Origin of the sequence: Pedobacter frigoris (assembly GCF_005116445.1) — a bacterium.
Classification (GTDB): domain Bacteria; phylum Bacteroidota; class Bacteroidia; order Sphingobacteriales; family Sphingobacteriaceae; genus Pedobacter; species Pedobacter frigoris.
This window is the reverse complement of the sequence record NZ_SWBQ01000008.1, coordinates 47,138-68,213: the sequence shown is the minus strand read 5'-3', so window position 1 is coordinate 68,213 and position 21,076 is coordinate 47,138. Positions and strand designations below refer to the sequence as shown.

Here is a 21,076-nt window from a genome sequence, read left to right as displayed (position 1 = left end):
ATTAATCTAATGAAACTACTTTGGGATGGTGAATAGTAAGTTGATGCTTAGTAAGATTATAAGTATCTCCATCACACATCACGTGTACCACCATATTTTTAATGGAAACGGGCTGACCCATTTCTACATCGGTCAGGTTGGTATCTGCCATATGGCGTCCATCTACCAGGATCACCATGCCGCTTCCTATAGCTTCCATCACATTCCCACCAGAGATATACAGTCCGGTATCTTCGCCAAGGCCAATCCCCAAAATACCTGGGTTACTTGCCACGGCGTAAAGCAACCTGCCGATTCTTCCGCGCTGTACAAAATGTGTATCTACAATAACGCCATCTATAAAACCCAATCCGCCGGTGATCTTCACTTCGCCTTTTAGCAAAGCATCTTTACTACTGCCCTGGTAGATCATATTTTTAGAGCTTGCCGCAGCACCTGCTGAAGTTCCTGCAATAACAATCTCTTCATTTGTATATTTATCAAGCAAGATCTGATTAAAAGCTGTTCCGCCAAATATAGATGACAGGCGAAGCTGATCTCCTCCAGTAAAAATCACTACATCGGCCGCTTTCACACGCTCACAATTTTCAACTGCATTGGCCTGTTCACGGTTGCTGATGTTCAACACACCTACATCATGAACATCCAGCTGAGCAAATGCTTTGATGTACTCTTCTCCTACTTTTTCAGGGATGAGTGATGCTGTGGTAATGATTTCAAAACGCGACTTGGTATCCTTAACTGATTCAACCGTAATTTTCTTTAAAATACCCCTTTCAAAAAAGTTCATATTTTGAGGCAACCCGAACTGTGTTTCCGTAAAACTTCCGGTATTTATTGCACCCCCTATAATAATTAATTTACCCCTCGGAGCCATTTTAAGTGTTTACATTTTCAATAATTTCAAACTTAGATAAACTGTCCAGCAATCACGAACATTTTTTTAAAAACTTATCCATGATTTAGGGCTTATTAACAATATCATCATCTAAACTTTATCTTTAAATTACCTTGCTGAAATATATTCACAACATCTCAATTATTTTTTATACTTTAATATCTCCAACCAACGAAAGTAATCCGAGCTTAAGAATTAAAAACAAATTGATGCCAATTTGAGTTATGGGAACTCACAATGACATGAGCATAAGGCTCGTGCCTTGCTTTGCCGGCGATTGGGAAAAATTAAGAAACTAACGAAACAAGACATATTATTTATGAAAATATTAGGCATACAGGTGCTGCGTGGACCAAATATATGGTCTATAAACAGAAAAAAACTGATCCAGATGAGGCTCGACCTCGAAGAAATGGAGCAGAGCCCTACCAACCTGATTGATGGTTTCAGAGAAAGGATTGAAAAACTGATCCCTTCCCTGCACTCGCACCGCTGCTCGAAAGCTGAACCCGGCGGCTTTTTGGCCAGAGTGGAAGAAGGTACCTGGATGGGGCATGTCATTGAACACATTGCACTGGAAATACAGACTCTTGCAGGCATGGATACCGGATTTGGAAGAACACGCCAAACCAAGACCGAGGGGATATATAATGTAGTATTTAGCTACATTGAGGAGAAAGCGGGAGCATATGCTGCCGAAGCTTCTGTCAGGATTGCTGAGGCACTGATCAATAATCAGGAGTACGATCTGGAAGGTGATATCCAGCGCATGCGTGAACTGAGAGAAATGGAAAGGCTTGGGCCGAGTACAGGTTCTATCGTTGATGAGGCAATTTCAAGGGATATTCCCTGGATCAGGCTCAACAAAAGTTCGCTGGTACAACTGGGCTATGGCAAGAACCAGGTGCGTTTCCGTGCGACTATGACCGAGAAAACTAACTCTATTGCCGTCGACATTGCCGGCAATAAGGATGAAACCAAACGCCTGCTGCAGGACTCGGCAATTCCTGTTGCCAAAGGTGTAACCATTTCTGACATTGCCGATCTGCCTGATGCCATCAAAAAGGTGGGCTACCCACTGGTATTCAAGCCCCTGGATGGCAATCATGGCCGTGGCGCTTCCATCAATGTGAAAACGGATGAAGCAGCTGCCGCTGCTTTTGAATATGCGAAGCAGTATTCGAGGAAAATCATCATCGAGAAATTCATTACCGGATATGATTTTAGGGTGCTGGTCATCGACCATAAAATGGTAGCCGCGGCTTTGCGTGTACCTGCGCATGTAACCGGAAACGGGCAGCAGACGGTACAGGAACTCATCAATAAAGAAAATGAAGACCCGAGACGTGGCTACGGACATGAAAATGTGCTGACCGAAATTACCGTCGACCGTGACACGCTAGACCTGCTGGAGAAAAAACAATATACACTGGATTCTGTTCCGCCAAATGGTGAGATCGTATACCTAAAATCTACCGCAAACCTCAGCACAGGCGGAACATCTATAGATGTGACGGATCTGGTGCATCCGCAGAACGTTTTCATCTCCGAGCGCATCTCCAGGGTAATTGGCCTGGACATCTGCGGCATCGACATCATGGCCGAGAACCTGACCCAGCCTTTGCCGGAAAACGGCGGTGTGGTACTGGAAGTAAATGCTGCTCCGGGATTCCGCATGCATCTGGCACCTAGTGAAGGGCTGCCAAGAAACGTAGCCGCTCCGGTAATAGACATGCTCTATCCTCCCGGAAAATCTGCCAGGATACCAATTATCGCAGTAACGGGAACGAATGGCAAGACAACCACGACAAGGCTGATTGCACACATTGTGAAGAGCAATGGCACAAGGGTCGGATTTACCACTTCCGACGGCATCTACGTGCAGAATACCAAGCTGATGAAAGGTGATACCACAGGCCCGGTGAGTGCGGAGTTTATCTTAAGGGATCCGACAGTCGAGTTTGCAGTACTGGAAACGGCTCGTGGCGGCATACTCAGGGCCGGACTTGGTTTCAACAAGTGTGACATTGGCATCGTGACCAATATACAGGAAGATCACCTGGGTATTTCCGACATCAATACGCTGGATGACCTGACTAAAGTAAAGGCAGTGATCATTGGTGCGGTGAAAAGAACCGGATGGGGCGTATTGAATGCCGACAATAAGTACTGTATTAAAATAGCCAACAATGCGGATTGTAATATCGCCTATTTCAGCATGGATGAAAAGAACCCGGTAATTATAGAGCATTGTAAAAAAGGCGGTATGGCCGCTGTATATGAGAATGGATATATTACCATCAAAAAAGGAGATTGGAAAATACGGGTAGAAAAAGTGACCCATATTCCCCTGACCTTCGGTGGTAGTGTCGACTTTATGATCCAGAATGTATTGGCTGCTACTTTGGCTACTTTCTTATGGGGTTATAAAATTGAGGACATCCGCATGTCGCTGGAAACTTTCATTCCCTCGGCTGCCCAGACACCGGGAAGGATGAACACTTTCAAATTCAAGGAATTTAAAGTACTGGTTGATTTTGCACACAATCCTGATGGCTTTAACGGCATCAAGAATTACCTGCAGTCTATAGAAGCCACGGAACATATTGGTGTGATCTCTGCAACAGGCGACAGGAGAGATAGCGACATCCTGGAAACGGCACGCATCGCGGCACAGATGTTTGATAAAATCATCATCTGTCAGGAGAAATACCTGCGCGGGCGTAAACAGCAAGACCTGATTGACCTGCTGCTACAGGGAATTCAGGAAGTAAAGCCTGATATGGAGATCATCATCAATAACAATGGTGATGATTGTCTGAAATACCTCATGGCGACTGCAAAATCAGGCTCGTACATTACAATTTTAAGTGACACCATTGACAATGCCATTGGCAAGGTATCGGAATATCTGGATAAAGAATTTGGGGTGTAGATTAAAACATTTGAAAAAACTGGCTTGTTATTGTTAAAAAAATATGCATCCTATGATGACCTTGAACCAAGCCCCTCCTGATGGTGGAATCACATATGCTGAAACCAATATGAGCCAGTTCTTTCCTGAACCATTGAATGCCATTACTTCCTGCTTTTTTCTTGCTATAGCCTTTTACTGGACTGTCAGATTATGGGGAAGTTATAAGGATCATGTATTCTTAAGTGTCGCACTGGTATTGCTATACATCGGAGGCATCGGCGGAACGGTATACCATGGGCTTCGCCAATGGAGTGTTTTTATTATGATGGACTGGCTGCCCATCATGCTGCTCTGTGTTTCTGCAGGTGTGTATTTTTTATCTAAGCTGATCCGGTGGTATTTTGCGCTGCTGATCGTAGTTGCATATGTGTTCGCTCAGTTCTTTTTAAAGGATATTCTGATAAACACAGACCCGCATTTGTTCATTAACATCAACTATGCGATGATGGCCACACTGGTGCTAGGCCCGGCGGTAGCCTATCTGATTCATACCAATTGGATGCATGGCAGATGGGTAGGTTTTGCACTGTTGTCATTCGTCCTGGCACTTACCTTCCGCATTGCCGACAAATGGCTATGGGTCGATTTTGGCACGCACTTTCTCTGGCACACCTTCGGGGCAATAGCATCGTTTTGTATGTTCAATTATATCTACCTTTCCAATCAGCAAAAAGCGGCACTTTCCAGTCAGCAAAAAGCCGCGGTCTATTAAGACAACGGCTTTAATTCTTGTATGAGTTGTTTGCAACGCTCTTCTATCTCCAGAAAAACAGGCTCGAATAACCTGTCATCAAAATAAGGATCTGTCACCTCATTTTCTTCTGTCAGAAACAGCTTTACCTTTTTCCGTTGTTCATGATCATCCGCAAGCCTTAAAACATCCCTCAGGTTGTTCTGATCCATTACGAGTATGTAGTCATAAGCGTCAAACATCTGCTTATTGAAATGCCTGGCCCTTTGTTTAGAAATGTCATAGCCAAAGTTCTTAGCCACAGCGATGCTCCTTCTGTCTGCCGGCTGATTTACATGCCAGTCGCCGGTACCAGCCGAAGCGATGTGCCAGCCCAGACCCTGCTCGTCAACCAAATGACGCATAATGCCTTCGGCCAAAGGTGACCTGCAGATATTACCCAGACATACCATCAAAATCTTCATTATTTATAGATGTCGTTTAGGATGTTGGCCAGACAAACACCACCTTTTAACAATTGCTCATTCAGCATGTTTACAAAATCGAAGTTGTATTTATAACTCAGCTTATCTTCAGGTTTGGTATATGCATAAATTTTGTTGCAGGCCTGATAAGATCCGTATACAAAATCCTTTAAAGAATTGTTTTTCCAGGTGCTCAATTGCTGAGTGGTTGGAAAATTAATAGCCGCTACATATTCGGTATAGCTGAGTTGCTGATACTCGATCAATGACTCATCCCATACCCTGTGCAGGTTTGATTTCTCACCAAACCAGGTTACAAATACTTTATTGCCGCCCAGGTCCTCTTTACGTGCAGTGTGCATAGGCTGATTTAAATCACCCACCAGGTGCACCAATAAACGCATGGCCAGTATTTTCTGATCAGTAGTACTTTGCTTATTCTTCAAAACAGAGATCATCTCTATCGTTTTGTTGTACACATTGGCCTCTTTATCTGAATCCAGAAAACTAAATACTCCTTGTTGATCCAATTCGCCAGGCAGGTTTACAAAATGCCAGTTGTACAAATAGTTATATGCAGGATCAGATTTGATAAAGTCGCCCCAGTTACTTGCCATCGCCAGGCTTTCATTTCCCAATATTCCTTTTACTCCTTTACGCGCTTTGGCGCTCAGGTGGCTTTCGGCAATTTGACCTACTATCCTATGACCCAGCATCCCCCATGCGCTTGCATTTAAAGGCATGTAGGCAATAGCTGCAAAAGCAATTACTTTAATGGTTTTACTGATCGAAAATTTGTTCATCTTATGATTTGTTTATAGTGCTTTGGGAATGCAGGTGATCGGCTGTTTTAATTTAAGATTTAACTCGCGCTGATTTTCTATACTTTCAAATATCATCTCGTCCTTCTCAGCGTAGATGACCTTAAAACGCTTAATGTACTGCCCGATCTGATAACACCCGGAAATCTTTTGCTTGTAATTGGCCTTGGTATAGGTGCCCAGCAGAAAAAGGGTATCTGACCTAACCTGATAAGTGCCCTTTGCGTATTCTTTCCAGACACCGTTATTGAAACAGGAATCAGAATAGTAGTTTGCCTTTGAATGTGTCACCATATCCACATAAAAAGAATCGCAGGTAAACTTGAAGTTATGAAGTGTGTAACTCAATAATTTCTCTGCATGGGCAACGCTATCCTGATTCCAGATACCCTGTAAAAATCCCTCACCCTTTCCCTGAATGTCCGGCAATCTTCTGCACGAAGCAGCCAGAACAGTAACAAACAAAAGGGAAAAGAGGACTCTAAACATACAGGGTATTTTATGATTGATTACTTTAAACTACCTACCATGTCTTCAGGACGAACCCACTCATCAAATTGTTCTGCTGTAAGCAAGCCAAGTTCAACAGAAGCTTCTTTCAGCGTCTTATTTTCCTTATGAGCTTTCTTAGCAATCTTAGCTGCATTTTCATAACCCACATGCGGGTTCAATGCTGTAACCAGCATCAGTGAGTTTTGCAGGTGTTTCTTAATCTCAGGCAGGTTAGGCAGGATACCTACTGCACATTTATCATTAAAGGACACACACGCATCACCGATCAGTCTGCCTGATTGCAATACATTGGCTGCCATTACCGGCTTAAATACGTTCAGTTCAAAATGACCATTGCTGCCGCCTATACTCACGGTAACATCATTACCCATTACCTGGGCACAGACCATAGTCATAGCTTCCGGTTGGGTAGGATTCACTTTACCCGGCATAATTGACGATCCCGGCTCATTATCAGGAATGATGATCTCTCCGATACCGCAACGTGGGCCTGAACTCAGGATCCTCACGTCATTCGCGATCTTCATCAACGAAACAGCAGTACGCTTGTATGCTCCTGAAAGTTCTACCATGGCATCGTGTGCTGCTAAAGCTTCGAATTTATTCGGGGCAGTCACAAATGGAAGGCCTGTCAGTTCGGCTATCTTTTTTGCCACCAACACATCATATCCCTTAGGGGTATTCAGTCCGGTACCTACCGCTGTACCACCCAGTGCCAATTCGCTGATCATTACCAGCGCATTTTTTACTGCTCTGACGCTATTGTCTATTTGCTGAACATAACCGGAGAATTCCTGTCCAAGTGTCAAAGGTGTAGCATCCATAAAATGGGTACGGCCTGTTTTAACAATGTCTTTGAATTCTACCGCTTTTTCATGCAGTGTATTGCGTAACTTTTCTAATCCTGGAATCGTAACCTCTACTGCTTGTTTGTATGCCGCGATGTGCATCGCAGTCGGATAGGTATCATTTGAAGATTGTGATTTATTGACATCATCGTTTGGATGAAGGATTTTCTGATCATCACTTAGTTGTCCGCCATTCAGAACATGAGCACGATTGGCAATTACTTCGTTACCGTTCATATTACTCTGAGTACCCGAACCTGTTTGCCAGATCACCAATGGAAACTGGTCATCAAGACTTCCCGCGATGACTTCATCACAGGCCTTAACTATCAGTTCTGCTTTTTCTGCAGATAAAACACCAAGCTCAGTATTAGCCAGGGCTGCTGCCTTTTTCAGGTAACCAAATGCATGTATGATTTCCTTTGGCATAGAAGCCTCCGGACCTATTTTAAAGTTATTTCTTGAACGTTCAGTTTGAGCACCCCAATATTTATCAGCAGGCACCTGTACTTCACCCATCGTATCGTGTTCGATTCTAAAATTCATAGTGTTCTAAGTTTATAGGTGCAAACTTAAGATTTTTATAATTTTTAATGATGTGTTTATTGTCAGATGTTGAATACAGGCAGAGAAATTCTCCTTATTTTGGCAGAAAGTTTAGGATCTGAAGAACATGTTGGCATCGCTGTGAAAAATGGATAAGAACCAGCCGGGTTTTGAATACTTTTTCAATTCCGGCAAATACTGGTCTGTTTGGTCACTTTACTGTTTGGCCTTTTTTATAAGCTAAACCTTAACATAGTTTTGAGCTTCTAAATTAATCGAAAATGATGATAAAAAACGAAATTGCAGCCATGTTTGGTCTTGCTGAACTGATGATACTGGCGATCGGAGGAACATTTTTAATCCTGGTCATAACCGCATTGGTTTTATTGATCCGTTACCTAATGAAAAAGAACACTGGTTTTAAAAAGGAGGATTTTAGATGATTCTGGCAATGATGGGTTTACAAGAGATTATTCTCATAATAATTTCACTCGTATTTATGATGGTCGTTATAACAGTAGTAACTTTGGTCATCATGTTTCTCTACAAAAGAGTCTTTCCAACTGGGGAAAAGCAACAGAAAGAAGTGGAAAAAATGAAGCTGAGCACAGTCAGGTCACAGCTCAATCCTCATTTCATGTTCAATGCCCTTGCCGGCATCCAGAACCTAATGAACAAGAACGACATCGACAATGCCAACCGTTATCTCGGAAAATTTGCACGTCTGACCCGCAATGTACTGGAAGCAAAAGAACAGATCAGCATAGCAGAAGAAATGCGCCTGCTGGACGATTACCTGCAGATGGAACAGTTGAGATTTGGGTTTACCTTCCAGATTGATGCGGAATATACGCTGGATACGGAGAATATTGAAATCCCGTCGATGCTGCTCCAGCCTTTTGCAGAAAATGCCGTGAAACATGGAATTGCCAATTTAAAGGAACCGGGAAATATCATGATCAAATTTTCGAGCAAAGGCAACGACCTTACCCTCGCCATCTTTGATAATGGGCATGGTTTCAAGGCAAACAGTAAAAGTGAAGGCCATGGCATAAAACTCATGCGCAGCCGCATCGCTTTATTCAATTCTATCAATAAACACACAAAGATGATGATGAATATCAATAGTGGGAATGAGGGGACAACCGTCGTCATTACTTTAACCAACTGGCTGTAAGATGATGAAAGCGATTTTAGTAGACGATGAACCCGCAAACCTCGAAAACCTCAGCGCACTGATAAAAAAACATTGCAGTCAGGTAGAGATTGTCGCCGTGGAAAAGGATGTGGAACTGGCCGCCATCTCTGTTAAAAATCATCGGCCGGATCTGCTATTCCTCGACATACAAATGGGAACACATACCGGTTTTGATCTGCTTAATTTATTGCCCGACAAATCCTTCGAAATCATATTTGTAACAGCTTATGACCACTACGGTATTCAGGCGGTAAAATTCGCCGCACTGGATTACCTCCTAAAACCCGTCGACATAGATGAACTGATTGCTGCGGTCGGCAAAGCCGAGCTTAAGATCCGGGAAAAAAAACAGAACCAGCAACTGGACTTTCTGCTAAACCTGATAAAAAAAGGGGATAGCGCTCCCCCCAAAATAGCGCTTCCCCAACTTCAGGAAATCAGGTATGTACAGGTCAGCGAAATCATCCGCTGCGAAGCAGACAATACCTACACCAATTTCTTCCTGACCTCAGGAGAAAAGATCATGGTTTCCAAACCTTTGAAAGAATATGCCGACATGCTGCAGCCGAATGGATTTATCCGCAGCCACCAGTCGCACCTCGTAAATCCAGCATTCGTAAAGAGCTGGCTTAAAGAAGATGGCGGTACCCTCTTATTAACAGAAGGTTACAAAATTCCGGTTTCCAAACCCAACCGTGAGCGGGTAAAAAACCTCCTCAACAAGTAAGAAACCTAACAATGTTTAAAACTCTTTTACGTTTAAAGGGTTAAAAATCCTTAATTTTCGACTTTTTAAACTGTACACACACAATTCATGAATTATCGTAATATCCTTGCTGCGGCCGCAATGGCCACTTTTTTATTTACAGCCTGTTCAAGTTCAGAAAAAAGCGCAACCCTAAAGGAACCAAGTAAAGAGCGCACCGCAGATGATGATAAAGCCGACAGCACGCTCCTGGCTTACAATCCTGCTAAAGGAGATAAATGGATTGCAGATTTCGTATACAACCTGCACAAGAAATATGGTTTTAACGGCAATATGCTGGTTGCTAAAGACGGCAAAATCCTGTATGAAAAAGCAATTGGCTGGGCAGATTACCTGCACCGCGACAGTTTAAAAATAAAGTCAGAGTTTGAGCTCGCTTCTGTAACCAAACCTTTTACAGGTACAGCCATTATGCAATTGGTGGAACAAGGTAAGCTTTCATTAGATGATGACGTAAAAAAGTTTTACCCCAACTTTCCATATGATGGGATTAAGGTAAAGATGCTCCTTTCGCACCGCAGCGGGATGATGAATTATGTGTATTTCATCGATGACATCTGGCGTAAGGAAAAGCGCGACATGAAAAAAGGAGTATCCAATCAGGATGTCATGCAGGTCATCGCCGAGAAAAAACCAAACCCTTATGCGAAACCGGATAACCGTTTTCACTACAACAACTCCAACTATATGGTACTTGCCGCAATCATAGAAAAGGTAACTGGCAAAACCTACGCGGATTACATGATGGAAAACATCTTTAAACCGGCAGGCATGAAAAATACCCATGTCTACTCTACTACGGTATACCCGAAAATACCTGTTGATGTGATTGGTCACGACCGTACCTGGAGGTATTCAGTGGTACAAAACTTCCTGGATGGCCCCGTAGGTGACAAAGGGATTTACAGTACACTGCACGACCTTGTTTTATTCGACAAGTCTTTGAAGAATGGAAGATTACTAAAGAAAGCAAGCCTGGACTCAGCCTATAAGGGCCGCAATAAAGCGATCAACGGACACTTTAATTATGGCTATGGCTGGAGAATGTTTGACGGGGATAAAGGAAAAAAGGTCGTTTACCATACTGGATGGTGGCACGGTTTCAGGCACATCTACGTGCGTGATATTGAGAAGAATATTGTCATCATTTTCCTGGGCAACCTGACTAATGGAAGTTTGCTACACCTCGATGAATTATATAAACATATGAAAGTTCCGGTAATCCGCAAGGGTGCTTATTCAGGTTCAGGTTCTCTTCCGGGAAGCGACGAGGATTAAGAAATTTTGTCAAAGGCTATACCTCTGCTTCTTTTAGCGAGGTATGTCCTTAGCAGGCTATTATTGGGTTCTTCCAGCATAGGATCTGCCTTAAGAATCTCCATTACTGTTGATCTTGCTTCTTGTAAAATAAGCTGGTCTGTAGCCAGATCCGCGAGCTTTAGATCCAGCACCCCACTTTGCTGTGTTCCGGAGATATCACCGGGGCCGCGCAACTGCAGGTCTATCTCTGAAATCTCAAACCCGTTATTGGTCTTAACCATAGTTTCCAAACGCAGCTTACCTTCTTTGCTCAGCTTATTGCCAGACATCAGGATACAAAAAGACTGCTCCGCACCACGACCCACCCTACCCCTCAACTGGTGCAGCTGCGACAGTCCAAAGCGCTCAGCATTTTCAATGATCATTACCGAAGCATTTGGCACATTTACACCAACCTCAATCACCGTAGTAGCCACCATGATCTGGTTCTTTCCTTCTATAAACCGCTGCATTTCGTATTGCTTATCCGCATTGGGCATTTTGCCATGAACAATACTGATTTGGTAATCCGGGAGTGGAAACTGGTACCTCATCTGTTCTATACCTGCTTCGAGGTGCAACAGGTCTAATTTTTCACTTTCCTTGATTAGCGGATAAACGATATAGATTTGTCTGCCTTTAGCGATCTCCTGCTTCATGAAACCAAACATCCGCAAACGCTGTCCTTCATACAAATGCCTGGTGTCAATGGGTTTTCTTCCTGCAGGCAATTCGTCTATAATGGAGACGTCGAGATCTCCGTACAAAGTCATCGCCAAAGTACGGGGAATAGGGGTAGCAGTCATCACCAGGATATGCGGAGGGATGACATTCTTTCTCCATAATTTAGCTCGCTGCTCCACACCAAAACGATGCTGCTCATCGATCACAACCAGACCTAAGTTCTTAAACACAACTTTATCTTCTATCAACGCATGAGTACCGACCAGAATATCAATCTCACCTGCTTCCAGTTCTTTGTGCAGTTGTGTTCTTTGCTTTTTAGTCGAGCTGCCGGTCAGAATCGCTACGCTTACCAGTCCATCTTTTACCAATGAAGCAATGGACTCATAGTGTTGCCTGGCCAATATCTCCGTAGGAGCCATCATACAGGCCTGGAATCCATTATCATTGGCAAGAAGCATACTCATCAGGGCGACCACTGTTTTACCGCTCCCAACGTCTCCCTGAACCAAACGGTTCATCTGAATTCCACGCTGTGTATCCAGACGTATTTCTTTAATGACCCGCTTCTGGGCGTTCGTCAGTTCAAATGGAAGTATTTCTTTATAGAATGTGTTTACCTTATCACCCACAGCACCAAAGGCATGTCCTTTAAAGCGCAACTCTCTTTGCTGCTTGGTGTGTAATAGTTGCAATTGAATAAAAAACAACTCTTCAAATTTCAGTCTTCTTTCAGCGCTTTTTAAGGCTTTCACATCCTTGGGGAAATGGATGTTTAGAAGTGCCTCTTTTTTGGATATCATATGATATTTTTCCAGAACATGCAGAGGCAGACTTTCCCTCACTTCTTTGATATGCTGCTCAATGAGCTGGGTCTGGAGTTTCTGTATTCCTTTGCTGTCCAGAAAAAACTTCTTCAGTTTTTCTGTAGAGTGGTATACAGGCTGTAGTCTCAGATTACCGGTTATAGTCGCTGGCCTTGGATAATTTTCCAGTTCCGGATGAGAAATACTAAATGAGCCATTAAATACTACAGGCTTGCCAAACACAATGTAAACTTTTCCTTTGCTCAGATTCTCATCTACCCATTTCAAACTCTGAAACCACACCAGTTCTATCGTACCAGTCTCATCAGTTAGTCTGGCGACCAGGCGCTTCTTATGCTTTTCACCAATGATCTCTTTGCTGGTTATCCTGCCAAGAATCTGAACATATGGCAAATCAGGATCGAGTTCGTTGATCTTATAGAACCTCGTCCTGTCAATATACCTGAAAGGGTAGTAATTCAACAAATGATCGTAGGTAAAAATACCCAGCTCTTTTTGAAACAGCTCAGCACGCTTAGGACCTACGCCCTTAAGAAATTCTATAGTCGTATCTAAAGTAGCAGCAAACAAGGTTTAAACAGTTTTTCTCCTAAAGTTAAGCATATCTTTGATGATGCCCCAATTAAACACAAATACTGAGACCATGAGCAGTAAATAGGCAAATAGTTTATGCGTATCTATGTGTTCATTGAAATACAATACGGCCACTGCAAAAGCAATGATTGGATTAATATAAATGATAATCCCCAATGTCGATGAAGGGATTCCAATCAGAGCATAAAGACTTAGAAAAAGAGGGATAATTGTAAACACAACAGCCACTACTGAAATATTACCCCAAAACCATAAGCTTGCAGGAAAATCCCCGTGCTTGGATAAATAAAAAGGTAACATCAGCAATACCGCTACACCAATCTGAACCGCCAGCACATTTAACTTATCCAGATTTTGCATTTTACGCTGCAGGATTAAATAGAATGCATAGAGCAGGGCAATAATTACCGACCAGGCTACTTCTATCAAGGATCCTGTAGCCAACAGCAATATACTCAGCAAAGCAATCCCAAGCGAGATGAGCTTTAGTCGTGACAGTTCTTCCTTTAGCAGAATAAAACCGCCAAAAGCAGTCAACAATGGACAAACCATATATGCAAATGCCGCAGATTGCAGACTGACATTGTTCACTGCATAGATATAAGTATACCAGTTTAAGGTCAGGAAAACAGTAGATACTGCGATCTGCAGCCCAATGGTCTGTCTTTTCTTTTTGGTCGCACCTGCTAAATATTGAATATCGGCCTTTAACTGCTTCCTTCTAAAAAGGAGAATTGCAATCCAGATAAATACCAGCGAAGTAAATATCCGGTAATATAGAATCTCTTCTGAAGGAAATTCCTTAAGATTTCTAAGGGGAATTGAAAAAAAACCCCATATAGCAAATGATAGTATGCCGGCAAAAAAATACCTCAGATTCGATTTAGGCACAGCCTTAACCTTTGTAAGCAGTCATGGATATCTCCACATTCACGCCCTTAGGAAGCCCTTTAACAGCTACAGTTTCACGTGCAGGAAAATTGTGCTCAAAATAAGAACCATAGATATCGTTCACTTCAGCAAACAGACTCATATCAGAAAGAAAAATAGTCGTCTTAACAACATCCTCAAACCCGTAGCCTGCTTCCAGTAAAACCGATTTAATGTTTCTCATCACCTGATGTGTTTCTTCTGCGATAGAAGATTGAACAACTTCACCGTTAGCCGGATTTATTGCCACCTGGCCAGACATAAATAAAAAACCGTTAGCAATTACTGCCTGGTTATAAGGCCCTATAGGTGCCGGTGCATTTGTAGTGTTTATTATTTTATTCATTTCAGTAAAATCCAATCAATTAATTTCCATAAAATACCTGCAGCAAGCAATAATCGCCGTGGCATTAATAATATGCATTATTTTAATATTAATATTGTTAGGCTGGTTAGGGTCTTTCTTTCTAAAAAAATACATAACAATACAAACTTAGATAAAATAGTCCTAAATACAATTTATTACCTGTTTCATATCCTAATACAACCAGATTCAATTTAACTGGAAGTACATTCAAAATACTTTTTCAAAACCAATATTGATATCAGATCTTCTTTGTCTTTATTCAAAAACTGCTTTACATAGTCATTGGCATTGCTAATAATTTTAAGTGCTTTATCTGGATGATTTATAAAATACAGAAGCCTTTCTTCAAGGTCAGAATAATCGTCTTTAATCAAAATGTAATGAAAATCGGGCACCAGACATCCCTCCATAAACCAAGTCTCATATTTCGGCTTTGGCATTACCGCAATAGAGTTGGATGACATGATCCACTTGAGATTCGTCGCTACATCGTATCCTTCCAAGCTTAAAATAAACTTGTACTGAAGATGCTCCGTAATGGAAATCTTAGGTTTAAGCCAGGCGATGTTTCCTCCACTCTTGTTAACCTGCCCCAGATCACACATTGGATGGTTAAAATACATTTCCATAAATCTCATCCTATGAGGTTGTCTTATTGCGGCCCTGCCAATTAGCACATCTTTCTTTTCCTCAAACTTAACCTGATCATTTAAAAAAATAAAATGACGATGCTTATCCAGTTTTAAAAGTACGCCGTTAGCATTGTCCTTACCAATAGGCCTGCTCTTCTGAATCGTAGGATATCCAGCTACATAAGTAATATCCCCAATGAGTAAATTGAGTCTGAAGAAAGGGTTAAAATAACGTGCGTATTCAAAGGTATCAAAGTAATATGCCTTAGGCTTTTTGAACTTTCTGAGATCCTTAACAGGTATCGATCCTTTTCCTATCGGGATATTTCTTTCTAATTTATTGTAGTAATTCACACGCTCCATTACGTCAGCCATATCGTATTTATTTAATACCGCTAACTTCTTTGTAAGCTGACGACGATAAAATATAGCTGGGATTACCCACCTGATAAAGCTTACTGTATAATATGAAAGCTTATTCTTCTTAATTATCAATTGTACTTGCTGGAAGATTAATGGTGTGCGCATTACTAAGCTATTCTAATTGTAGAGGTCATTATATATAAAAAGAGGGCTCCAATAATGGAGCCCTCTCTTAGTATTGTTGTTAGAAATTCTTAGTTTCTAGCTGATTCAACACGACGGTTTTGGATACGACCTTCTTCAGTATCGTTAGAAGCAATTGGATTAGCTTCGCCATTACCTTTAGTTGCAACTTGACTAGCGTTAACTCCAGAGTTAACTAAGTAAGTTTTAACAGAGTTAGCTCTGTCTTTAGATAATTTCAAATTGTATGCAGCAGTACCTTCGCTTGAAGCATAACCGTTAACAGTTACTTTACCACCGTTTTCACGCAATACTGAAGATAATTTATCTAAAGTAGGGTAAGCTTCAGTTTTCAAAACTGATGAGTTAAATTCAAATTGGATAGTTTCAAAACCAGTTAAATTGCTTGTAGCAACTGTAGTAGGCTCTGGAGCTTTAGGTAGAGGACATCCTGAACCATCAACTGCAGTACCAGCAGGAGTACCCGGGCATTTGTCAAACTGATCAGAAACACCGTCACCATCGCTATCTTTTTTCAAAGCCTCAACAGAAGCTTCAACAGCAGATACACGAGTTTTTAAAGCTTCAACTTCTTGACGTAACGTAGGATCTTTCAATTCATCATACATTAAAGCAAGTGGGTTAACCCAATCCAAGTTTGGCTTAGCGCTAGAACCTAATGAGAATTCTAGACCAGCATATCCGTAAGAGAATTTATCTTTAGATGTACCTTTAGCATAAACTCCATCAAAGTTATCTCCGTCTAAGAAGTGCATTGTATAACCTAAGTTAAATGATACACGCTCAGAAACTTTAAATTTAACACCAGCACCTACAGGGATGTAAGCTTCTTTGATGTATTTTTTGTCTCCGTCTTCACCGTAAACTTCTCCCAAATCTTTAGGATCAGCACCGTTTAAAGCAGCTCTGTAAGCAGCAACACCATAACCAGCAGTTACGAAGAAGTTAACAGAGTTCTCGCGACGTAAGAAGTCAACAGTTGCAACATTAACAACACCTCTTAAATCAGCTGAATAAGCAAGTTCAGTTTCAAAAGCACTGATACCATTAACAACTCCGCTAGCGTTAGCGTCTTTGTTAGTACCAGAAACTTTTCCACGGAAAACATTACCTTCTAAGCCAAATGCATGACCTAATTGTTTTCTCAATGAGATACCATAACCTAAGTTTGGCTCCCAGTTAGTAAAGTCGTTTGATCCACCAGTTACAACAAATGGAGATAAAACACCACCGTTAACACCTAGAGACCAAGTTCTGTACTGGCTTCTCCCACCAAATACCTTGGCAGAAGACGAAGTCGCAGATTCCTGAGCATTAGCTAGAGACGTAGCTCCCATTAATGCAACAAAAGAAACTGCTAGACCCTTTTTTAAAGTAGAATAATTCATAATTTTCTTTTTTAAGGTTAAACAAATTTTAATTGTATTGTTTTTTGTGTAGCAAAATTAAACAAATTTTTAATTTCTCAAAACACTTGTACAAACTCCGTTCCAAAGTTCGTAAATATCAATAATTAGCCATTTCAGGCTAAATTATTTTATAGATATCCTGCAATATGTATCATAAAAAGGAATTTAACAAAAAAAGTATGTAAAGTTGTACTAATGCTATATACAAATCAGTCCTGTTTTTGAGACATTTTCTAAATGGAGCGGATGACCAAAAGTGTGTATCCGTCAAATCAGACCATCAATAAACCGATAAATATTGAAATCTGATAGCTTCATCCCTACACTTATTTCAGCCCTCAGTTTCGCTTTATTAATATTCTGCATCCGATAATGCGCTATGATTCTAAAAACTTTCTCTGCCATCAATAAAGCCTTCCGCTCATTGTCTGCCAAAATGGGTAACATTAGCCAATTGCATAATTCAACAATCCCCTCCGTTTTGTCCGCAACTGTTTTAAATACCGGGACATCCTGATGTTGCTGGTGTACCAGCTTCTGCAAATTATTAGCAAATGCATCAGCCCCCTCCCTGTCTGCTTTATTCACCACAAATCCCTGAGCGATTTCCATCAACCCGGATTTAATGTTTTGAATCTCATCACCGGATTCAGGAACCAGGACGACAACAGTCCTGTCGGCAAGCCCTGCTATCTCTACCTCAGATTGCCCCACGCCAACTGTTTCGACCAGGATCAGGTCAAATCCAGATGACTTAAGCACATCCACCATTTCAATGGTCTTCCCTGAAATCCCTCCCAGGGCGCCTCGTGTAGCTAAAGAGCGAATAAAGATTTTAGGGTTGTTAAAGTGCTTGGACATTCTGATGCGATCGCCCAGCAAAGACCCAAAATTGAATGGAGAGGTCGGATCTACAGCCAGAATGGCAATCTTCTTACCTAAATCACTCAAATGGGCAGTAATGGCATTCACCAGCGTACTTTTCCCAGCACCCGGAGGCCCTGTGATACCTATCACGGGAACATCTGGATTGATTTGCAGCTTAAAAAGAATCTTCTTATAAGGCTCTAAATCATTCTCTACCAAAGTTAAAACCCTGGCAAGGGAGATAAAATCCCCTTTTTTCATTCCTTCGACAAGTGCTGTTGCATTTTGCATGAGATTTTAGGCTTGTTTTCTACAAATATTAGAATTTATAAATAAGATTTTTTAAATTTTATATTTGCAAACGGCGCAGCAACCCCAATGAGAGATTCCGCCCTCGGTTAATCGAAAAAATGAAATTATTTAATGAATAAATCATAATGCGCAACTACCCTACAACTTCACTGATGATTTCTACTTATAACTGGCCTGAGGCATTAGAAGTTGTACTCTTGAGCGCTCTAAATCAAACAGTATTACCCAACGAGATTGTTATAGCCGACGATGGATCGGGTGCTGAAACAAAAGCACTCATAGAAAAGTATGCAAAGCTTTCCCAAATCCCCCTCCATCATGTATGGCAGGAAGACAATGGGTTTAGGCTAGCAGAAATCAGAAATAAGGCCATAGCAAAAGCAAGCAGCGATTACATCGTACAGATCGATGGTGACATCATCATGCACCCAAGATTCATAGAAGATCACGTGAAATTTGCGAAGGCCAACTCATTCGTTCGGGCAAGTAGGATTTACATCAACGACGAGATCTCGGAAGAGATGCTCGCTTCCAAAAAATATAAAATCAGTGCTTTTAGTAAAGGCATTACCAATGTCTTCAGTGCGCTTAGAATGCCTTTTCTATGGAAACACTTTGAGAATGACTATAAAATAAAGGGTTATGAACTTTACGAAATTCATGGCTGCAACATGGCCTATTGGCGTAAAGACGCAATCAAGGTGAATGGATACAACGAATCTTTTAATGGCTGGGGACCAGAGGACAAAGAGTTTATCGCTCGCTTATTAAATACAGGTCTCCAAAAACGCTTTATAAAACTGGGAGCAATCGCATTCCACATTTATCATAAAGAAAACGCTAAAACCTTCCTGGAGGAAAACACGAGGAAGTTTAAAGATGCCATTACCAACAAAACGACTTATATTGAACATGGTATTAATCAATACACTTAGCTAATGCAAAGCCCATCCATTTCACTTGTTATCTCTACTTACAACTGGCCGGAAGCCCTTCTGGTTAGCTTAAAAAGTGTATTGGCGCAGTCTGTTCTTCCTGTTGAAATTCTCATTGCCGACGACGGCTCCGGGCCAGCAACAAAAGCCGTGATAGACGACTTTAAACTAATGACAACCATTCCTGTCACTCATTTCTGGCAAGAGGATGATGGCTTTAGAAAAACCATTGTAATGAATAGAGCAATTAACGCTGCCAATGGGGAACACATCATCCAGATTGATGGCGACATTGTCCTGCACCCAAAATTTATTGCCGACCACCGCAGCGAAGCAATGCAAGGGCATTACATCAAAGGCAGCCGCTCAATGCTGTCTGCCGAACGCACTCAAACAATATTAAAAACTCAAAATCCAAAAATAAATGTTTTCAGTTCGGGCGTAGGCAGCAAAATCAATGCGACCAGATCGCCGTTATTCGCTCCACTGTTCAGAGGCGATCAATTGAAATCCAACAATTTAAGAGGTTGTAACTTTTCCTTTTGGAAGCAGGATTTTGTCGACGTAAACGGTTATAACAACGACTTGCAGGGTTGGGGACATGAGGACATTGAGCTGGCTGCCCGGCTCACCAATCTGGGAATTAAGCAGCGGCAATTAAAAATGAAGGCCATATGCTTCCATCTTTATCATAAAATCAACTCACGCCATAACGAAGACCTGAACTATAAAAAATATTTAGCGGTTATTAAAGACGGAACAATAAAATGCAAAAATGGCATTAAACAATTGTAGCCAATAGCAGACCAATTATAATCAGACAGGTTTTGATGATTTTCCATTTATTTAACCTGAACCAGCTTGGATTCTTCTTCACAAAACCCATTTCAATCCGCTCAGCAAAACCGCTCCAACGTCCGCTCCTTATACTTTCATATAAATATCCGGCCTCGTAACAATTCTTTAACCAGAACAGGTTTATGATCAATCCTAAAGAAAAGCCCGACGTCTTAAATATTGCTTTAGTTGCATTGGTTAAAAATTCCGCTCCAACAAAAATTAAACAGATCAGAAAAAAGGAGTATAAAGAACAATTTAAAATAATGAAAGGCGATGCCAATAAAAGCAATAATAGTGTTTCTACCGTATTTGTAAAATCATGATAAGTATAAGGACTAATTGTGGGAGTCGCTGCAATTTGAGCCGCACCAACACCATAACGGAATTGCCTTTCAGTCTGAATAGCGCCGTTGTCCCACCAGGGATGCGTAACTGATGCAAGAGGAACCGATATGTATTGCTCACCAAACAGGTTAACATTTCTCACCAAAAACTCAATATCTTCTCCGCCTTTATTTAAACTTTCATTGAACAATGCCGGATCCATCTTATCTCTGTTCAGCATGACATTTGCTGTAGGCACCCACATCAATTTTTTATGCGTTTTTGCGGCTTTAAAATGACCGGTAAGTCCATGAAGTTCCATGGCTCTTGTCGCTGAATTGAATGTTTCCGGAAAGTTAGTCACTCCTGCAAAACCAATCGCATCACGATGTTCTGCAATCGCGTCAGCATAAGCTGTCAACAAATGTTTATCGGGCACAATATCATCGTCAAGCAAAAGCAGCCATTTACCTTTGCCCATCATGATCCCCTTATTACGTGTTTGAGCAAAGCCGAGATTTACTTGATTTACCACGAGGATAATCAACCCCTTTTCTGAAAGCTCAACTATCGAAGCCGGAACTTTCAAACCAGGATTATCGGCAACAACATAAAAATTAATTGTAAATCCAACGGGATGGTCCACGTCAAAAATCCCTAATAGGATTTCTTCATTTAATCTGAAAGAAGGGATTACGACATCTATCGAGTTCACATTGTGCATGAAAAGCAAATATACAGCGTTTTTTCAGCAAATAAAAAAGCTA

General features: G+C 41.4%; 21 protein-coding genes. 8 read left to right on the top strand and 13 right to left on the bottom strand.

The window, feature by feature from the left end; translation table 11 throughout:
- Window position 1: 1 nt before the first annotated feature.
- Window positions 2-877 (bottom strand): cyanophycinase, encoded by an 876-nt coding sequence (locus tag FA047_RS19900; RefSeq protein ID WP_136837849.1) that lies wholly within the window; start codon window positions 875-877, stop codon window positions 2-4.
- Window positions 878-1,217: 340 nt separating this feature from the next.
- Between FA047_RS19900 and cphA the strand changes: the two genes are divergently transcribed.
- Window positions 1,218-3,833, top strand: coding sequence for a cyanophycin synthetase (gene cphA / locus FA047_RS19895; RefSeq protein ID WP_136837848.1), 2,616 nt, complete (start codon window positions 1,218-1,220; stop codon window positions 3,831-3,833).
- Between the two features lie 52 nt (window positions 3,834-3,885).
- The gene (locus FA047_RS19890) at window positions 3,886-4,587 is read left to right on the top strand and encodes a hypothetical protein (RefSeq protein WP_205943360.1); all 702 of its coding nucleotides are present in this window, start codon (window positions 3,886-3,888) and stop codon (window positions 4,585-4,587) included.
- Here the strand turns inward: FA047_RS19890 and FA047_RS19885 are convergent.
- From FA047_RS19885 to fumC, 4 genes are read right to left on the bottom strand one after another with little or no spacing between them, the layout of a single operon-like run.
- Window positions 4,584-5,030 (bottom strand): low molecular weight protein-tyrosine-phosphatase, encoded by a 447-nt coding sequence (locus FA047_RS19885; protein ID WP_136837847.1) that lies wholly within the window; start codon window positions 5,028-5,030, stop codon window positions 4,584-4,586. The two genes, FA047_RS19890 and FA047_RS19885, sit on opposite strands and share 4 nt — an antisense overlap.
- Window positions 5,030-5,833, bottom strand: a complete 804-nt coding sequence (locus FA047_RS19880) for a S1/P1 nuclease (RefSeq protein ID WP_136837846.1) — start codon at window positions 5,831-5,833, stop codon at window positions 5,030-5,032. The genes FA047_RS19885 and FA047_RS19880 overlap by 1 nt, the downstream gene beginning before the upstream one ends.
- Window positions 5,834-5,845: 12 nt before the next feature.
- Complete coding sequence (locus tag FA047_RS19875; RefSeq protein WP_136837845.1) at window positions 5,846-6,340, bottom strand: fumarate hydratase; 495 nt, start codon at window positions 6,338-6,340, stop codon at window positions 5,846-5,848.
- Window positions 6,341-6,360: 20 nt separating this feature from the next.
- Entirely contained in the window at window positions 6,361-7,758 is a 1,398-nt protein-coding gene (gene fumC, locus FA047_RS19870) for a class II fumarate hydratase (protein ID WP_136837844.1), read from the bottom strand.
- Window positions 7,759-8,039: 281 nt separating this feature from the next.
- Between fumC and FA047_RS20590 the strand changes: the two genes are divergently transcribed.
- From FA047_RS20590 to FA047_RS19855, 4 genes are all read left to right on the top strand, one after another.
- Window positions 8,040-8,201: a hypothetical protein gene (locus FA047_RS20590; RefSeq protein WP_169304467.1), complete on the top strand. Its 162-nt coding sequence runs from the start codon at window positions 8,040-8,042 to the stop codon at window positions 8,199-8,201.
- A gap of 56 nt (window positions 8,202-8,257) precedes the next feature.
- Complete coding sequence (locus FA047_RS19865) at window positions 8,258-8,935, top strand: sensor histidine kinase (protein ID WP_169304466.1); 678 nt, start codon at window positions 8,258-8,260, stop codon at window positions 8,933-8,935.
- Window position 8,936: 1 nt separating this feature from the next.
- Window positions 8,937-9,683: a LytR/AlgR family response regulator transcription factor gene (locus FA047_RS19860; protein WP_225872804.1), complete on the top strand. Its 747-nt coding sequence runs from the start codon at window positions 8,937-8,939 to the stop codon at window positions 9,681-9,683.
- 87 nt (window positions 9,684-9,770) lie between these two features.
- Window positions 9,771-11,000 carry a serine hydrolase domain-containing protein gene (locus FA047_RS19855; protein WP_136837842.1) on the top strand — a complete coding sequence of 410 codons (1,230 nt, stop codon included), beginning with the start codon at window positions 9,771-9,773 and terminating at the stop codon, window positions 10,998-11,000.
- Here the strand turns inward: FA047_RS19855 and recG are convergent.
- The 7 genes from recG to meaB all read right to left on the bottom strand — a co-directional run bounded on the left by recG (window position 10,997) and on the right by meaB (window position 18,189).
- Window positions 10,997-13,102, bottom strand: a complete 2,106-nt coding sequence (recG, locus tag FA047_RS19850) for an ATP-dependent DNA helicase RecG (protein WP_136837841.1) — start codon at window positions 13,100-13,102, stop codon at window positions 10,997-10,999. The genes FA047_RS19855 and recG overlap by 4 nt on opposite strands.
- Before the next feature lie 3 nt (window positions 13,103-13,105).
- Window positions 13,106-14,017: an EamA family transporter gene (locus FA047_RS19845; RefSeq protein WP_136837840.1), complete on the bottom strand. Its 912-nt coding sequence runs from the start codon at window positions 14,015-14,017 to the stop codon at window positions 13,106-13,108.
- 4 nt (window positions 14,018-14,021) lie between these two features.
- Window positions 14,022-14,402, bottom strand: coding sequence for a RidA family protein (locus FA047_RS19840; RefSeq protein ID WP_136837839.1), 381 nt, complete (start codon window positions 14,400-14,402; stop codon window positions 14,022-14,024).
- A gap of 15 nt (window positions 14,403-14,417) precedes the next feature.
- Window positions 14,418-14,537: a DUF6728 family protein gene (locus FA047_RS21075; RefSeq protein WP_317130925.1), complete on the bottom strand. Its 120-nt coding sequence runs from the start codon at window positions 14,535-14,537 to the stop codon at window positions 14,418-14,420.
- Window positions 14,538-14,614: 77 nt separating this feature from the next.
- Window positions 14,615-15,583, bottom strand: a complete 969-nt coding sequence (locus FA047_RS19835) for a glycosyl transferase family 90 (RefSeq protein WP_136837838.1) — start codon at window positions 15,581-15,583, stop codon at window positions 14,615-14,617.
- Window positions 15,584-15,672: 89 nt separating this feature from the next.
- A complete protein-coding gene (locus tag FA047_RS19830; RefSeq protein WP_136837837.1) occupies window positions 15,673-17,010 on the bottom strand; it encodes an OmpA family protein in 1,338 nt (445 codons plus the stop codon).
- 288 nt (window positions 17,011-17,298) lie between these two features.
- Entirely contained in the window at window positions 17,299-18,189 is an 891-nt protein-coding gene (gene meaB, locus FA047_RS19825; protein ID WP_136837836.1) for a methylmalonyl Co-A mutase-associated GTPase MeaB, read from the bottom strand.
- A gap of 173 nt (window positions 18,190-18,362) precedes the next feature.
- Here meaB and FA047_RS19820 point away from each other — a divergent pair, with 173 nt between their 5' ends.
- Together FA047_RS19820 and FA047_RS19815 are read left to right on the top strand one after the other, a co-directional pair.
- The gene (locus FA047_RS19820; RefSeq protein WP_262710004.1) at window positions 18,363-19,145 is read left to right on the top strand and encodes a glycosyltransferase family 2 protein; all 783 of its coding nucleotides are present in this window, start codon (window positions 18,363-18,365) and stop codon (window positions 19,143-19,145) included.
- 3 nt (window positions 19,146-19,148) lie between these two features.
- Window positions 19,149-19,940: a glycosyltransferase family 2 protein gene (locus FA047_RS19815; RefSeq protein WP_136837834.1), complete on the top strand. Its 792-nt coding sequence runs from the start codon at window positions 19,149-19,151 to the stop codon at window positions 19,938-19,940.
- On the opposite strand, the gene FA047_RS19810 is transcribed toward FA047_RS19815, so the two are convergent.
- Window positions 19,927-21,033, bottom strand: coding sequence for a glycosyltransferase family 2 protein (locus FA047_RS19810; RefSeq protein ID WP_136837833.1), 1,107 nt, complete (start codon window positions 21,031-21,033; stop codon window positions 19,927-19,929). The two genes, FA047_RS19815 and FA047_RS19810, sit on opposite strands and share 14 nt — an antisense overlap.
- Window positions 21,034-21,076 lie beyond the last annotated feature (43 nt).